3 protein-coding genes are annotated in these 3667 nt (G+C 71.9%); all 3 read left to right on the forward strand.

Features of this window, described 5'->3' with window-relative positions:
• The first annotated feature begins 165 nt into the window (after positions 1-165).
• The 3 genes from ACWGL3_RS31635 (at position 166) to thiI (ending at position 3642) form a co-directional block, all read left to right on the forward strand.
• On the forward strand, positions 166-822 hold the full coding sequence (locus ACWGL3_RS31635) for a response regulator (protein WP_267948898.1): 657 nt from the start codon (positions 166-168) through the stop codon (positions 820-822).
• A gap of 164 nt (positions 823-986) precedes the next feature.
• Positions 987-2012 carry a 6-phosphofructokinase gene (locus ACWGL3_RS31640; protein WP_267948897.1) on the forward strand — a complete coding sequence of 342 codons (1026 nt, stop codon included), beginning with the start codon at positions 987-989 and terminating at the stop codon, positions 2010-2012.
• A gap of 340 nt (positions 2013-2352) precedes the next feature.
• Entirely contained in the window at positions 2353-3642 is a 1290-nt protein-coding gene (thiI, locus tag ACWGL3_RS31645; protein ID WP_267948896.1) for a tRNA uracil 4-sulfurtransferase ThiI, read from the forward strand.
• The last annotated feature ends 25 nt before the right edge of the window (positions 3643-3667 follow it).

Genomic DNA, 3667 nt, shown 5'->3' on the forward strand with positions numbered 1-3667 from the left:
CACCACCGACAACACAGCGCCGCGGGGGGGGCGGGCCGGCCCCCCGCGCCCCTGCGCCGTTGCGCACCCCGGACGGCGAACCCGTGCGGCCCCCGCGCCGACACGTCCCGCACGGGTTCGCGAACCGCCCGCACGGGGCCGCCCCGGTCGGGATAGGGTCCCTGCATGGCGACCGAGGAGATCCGGGTACTGGTGGTGGACGACCACCCGATGTGGCGCGAGGCGGTCGCGCGCGACCTGGGCGAGGCCGGGATCGAGGTGGTGGGGACGGCGGGCGACGGCGCCAAGGCGCTGCGCATCGCCCCGGCCGCGCGTCCCACCCTGGCGGTGGTGGACCTGCACCTGCCGGACATGACCGGGGTCGAGCTGACGGCGGGCCTCGTCGCGATGCCCGAGCCCCCGCAGGTACTGGTCCTGTCCGCGAGCGGGGCCGGCGACGACGTGCTGGCGGCCGTGAAGGCCGGGGCCACCGGCTACCTGGTCAAGTCGGCGGGGCGGGACGAGCTGCTCGACGCGGTGCGCCGCGTGAACACCGGCGAGGCCGTGTACACCCCGGGACTGGCCGGGCTCGTGCTGGGCGAGTACCGCAGGCTGTCGTCGTCCGACCGCGTCCGGGAGCCCCGGGCGCCCGCGCTGACCCCGCGTGAGACCGAGGTGCTGCGCCTGGTGGCCAAGGGGCTGGCGTACAAGCAGATCGCCCAGCGCCTGACCATCTCCCACCGCACCGTGCAGAACCACGTGCAGAACACCCTCACCAAGCTGCACCTGCACAACCGGGTCGAGCTCGTGCGGTACGCGATCGACCAGGGCCTGGACGAGTAGCGGACAGCGCCCCCGCCCGGTTCCGGTCGCGCTCCCACGCGTACGGCGACGGCGTTCCGGGGCTGTTCACCTCCCCGGGTTGGCCACGGGGAGCCGGGCCCACTATGGTCTAGACCATATGGCGTCTCGCGCCGTGGGAACACACAACGTCGAGGAGAATTCGTATGCGAGTCGGGGTGCTGACCGGTGGCGGAGACTGCCCTGGTCTGAACGCGGTCATCCGCGCCGTGGTCCGCAAGGGCATCAAGGACTACGGGTACGAGTTCATCGGCTTCCGGGACGGCTGGCGCGGACCGCTGGAGGGCGACACCGTTCCGCTGAACGTCGAGTCCGTGCGCGGCATCCTCCCCCGGGGCGGCACCATCCTGGGCTCGTCCCGCACCAACCTCATGAAGATCGAGGGCGGTGTGGAGCGCGTCAAGGACAACATGGCCGCGCTCGGCGTCGACGCGCTGGTCGCCATCGGCGGCGAGGACACCCTGGGCGTGGCCCGCCAGCTGCACGACCGCGGCGTCAACGTCGTGGGCGTGCCCAAGACCATCGACAACGACCTCAACGCGACCGACTACACCTTCGGTTTCGACACGGCCGTGAACATCGCCATGGAGGCGATCGACCGCCTGCACACCACGGCCGAGTCGCACCACCGCGCCCTCGTCGTGGAGGTCATGGGACGCCACGCCGGATGGATCGCCCTGCACTCGGGCATGGCCGCCGGCGCCAACGTCATCCTCATCCCGGAGCGCCCCTTCGACATCGACGACGTCGTCAAGCACGTCGAGAGCCGCTTCCAGACCCAGTACGCGCCGATCATCGTCGTCGCGGAGGGCGCGCACCCCAAGGAGGGCCAGATGGAGCTGGCCACCGGCGAGACCGACTCCTTCGGGCACGTGCGCCTGGGCGGCATCGGCCAGCGCCTCGCCGAGGAGATCGAGAAGCGCACCGGCAAGGAGGCGCGCTCGGTGGTCCTGGGGCACGTGCAGCGCGGCGGCACCCCCACCGCGTTCGACCGCGTGCTGGCGACCCGCCTGGGTGTGAACGCCATCGAGGCCGTGCACGACAAGTCGTTCGGCAAGATGGTCGGCCTCCAGGGCACCGCCATCGTCCGCGTCGACCTGGCCGAGGCCACCGACACCCTCAAGACGGTCCCGGCCGAGCGCTACGAGGAGGCCGAGGTCTTCTTCGGCTAGGCCCGCCGCGAGCTCCGGGAGCGCCCACGACACGGGCCGGAACCGTCGGAACACGGACCTCCGGTGCCTCCCGGACACCACCGGCCCCGTCGGCCGCCGGCCACGTGCGCCGGCCCCGGGCCGGTGAGCGCCCTCTTCCCAGCTCCCAGGGGAGGGGGCGCGTCCGCGTCCGGGACCGCCGCAACACTGTGTTTACCGCCGCATGCCCTCCCACCCCGTCGGAAAACGGTTCGAGCGGTCGGGGGGATGTTCGATACTGGAGGGCGGCGCTGGACACCCGGTTCCACCGCCGACGCTCCCACCTCGTACCGGGCCGTAGGCATTCACCGGAGGTAGCACCATGTCCGCGTCGCTCGAGTCCGCGCCGCTCCCCGTCACCGAGGTAGGAGCCGAGGCCGGGCTGGGCGAGCTCTGCGTGCTCATGAAGCTCGGCGAGATCGTCCTCAAGGGCTCCAACCGCAAGCTGTTCGAACGGCGGCTCCACAACAACATCCGCGCGTCCGTGCGCGACCTGGGCGAGGTCCGCCTCTCGCAGCGCGGCGCGGGCGTCATCATCGTCCGCAAGCCCGGCGCCTCCGACCTGGAGGTCGCGGAGATCGCCGACCGCATGGCCAACGTCATGGGCGTGGTGTGGGTGCACCTGGTCCGCCGGGTGGCCAAGGACCTGGACGCCATCACCGACATCGGCGTGCGCTCCCTGGCCGGCCGCCAGGGCTCCTTCGCGGTGCGCGCGCGCCGCCGCGACAAGCGCTTCGGGATGACCTCCTCCGAGCTGGCCGGGTACCTGGGCTCCAAGGTCATCGAGGCGCACGGCTACCCCGTGAACCTGAAGCGGCCCGACAACACCCTGTACGTCGAGGTGGACAAGGACGAGGCGTTCGTGTTCACCGACGGCATCCCGGGCCAGGGCGGCCTGCCCGCGGGGATGAGCGGTCGCGGACTGGTGCTGATGTCCGGCGGGATCGACTCCCCCGTGGCCGCGCACCGGATGATCCGGCGCGGGCTGAAGGTCGACTTCCTGCACTTCTCCGGGATGCCGTTCACCGGCCCGGAGTCCATCTACAAGGCCTACAGCCTGGTCCGCCAGCTGGACCGCTACCAGGTGGGCTCGCGCCTGTTCGTGATCCCCTTCGGCAAGGCCCAGCAGCAGCTGAAGAGCTCCGGCATCGAACGGCTCCAGATCGTCGCCCAGCGGCGCCTGATGCTCAAGACCGCGGAGGCCCTCGCCGACGACCTCGGCGCCGAGTGCCTGGTCACCGGGGACGCCCTCGGCCAGGTCTCCAGCCAGACCATGACCAACCTCACCGCGCTGGACGACGCCGTCGACCTGCCGATCCTGCGCCCCCTCGTCGGGATGGACAAGACCGAGATCATGGACCAGGCCCGCAGGATCGGCACCCTGGCCATCTCGGAGCTGCCCGACGAGGACTGCTGCACCATGCTGACCCCGCGCCAGGTCGAGACCGCCGCCAAGATCCCCGACCTGCGCCAGATCGAGAAGCGCCTGGACGCCGAGGAGCTCGTCGAGCACCTGGTCACCACGGCCCAGGTGCACAAGCCGAGCTTCCTCGGCGACGCCGCGCCCAAGCGCCTCGACGGCGCGAGCAAGCCCGCCGCCGCCCGCCTCTGACGCGGGCCCCGCGACGGAGCCGCCC

It is taken from the genome of Nocardiopsis sp. NPDC055824 (genome assembly GCF_053616335.1).

Excerpts from the sequence above, each read along its gene's own strand:
- ACWGL3_RS31635 (WP_267948898.1), top strand. The coding sequence starts at position 166 with ATGGCGACCGAGGAGATCCGGGTACTGGTGGTGGACGACCACCCGATG.
- thiI (WP_267948896.1), top strand. The coding sequence starts at position 2,353 with ATGTCCGCGTCGCTCGAGTCCGCGCCGCTCCCCGTCACCGAGGTAGGA.
- ACWGL3_RS31640 (WP_267948897.1), top strand. The coding sequence starts at position 987 with ATGCGAGTCGGGGTGCTGACCGGTGGCGGAGACTGCCCTGGTCTGAAC.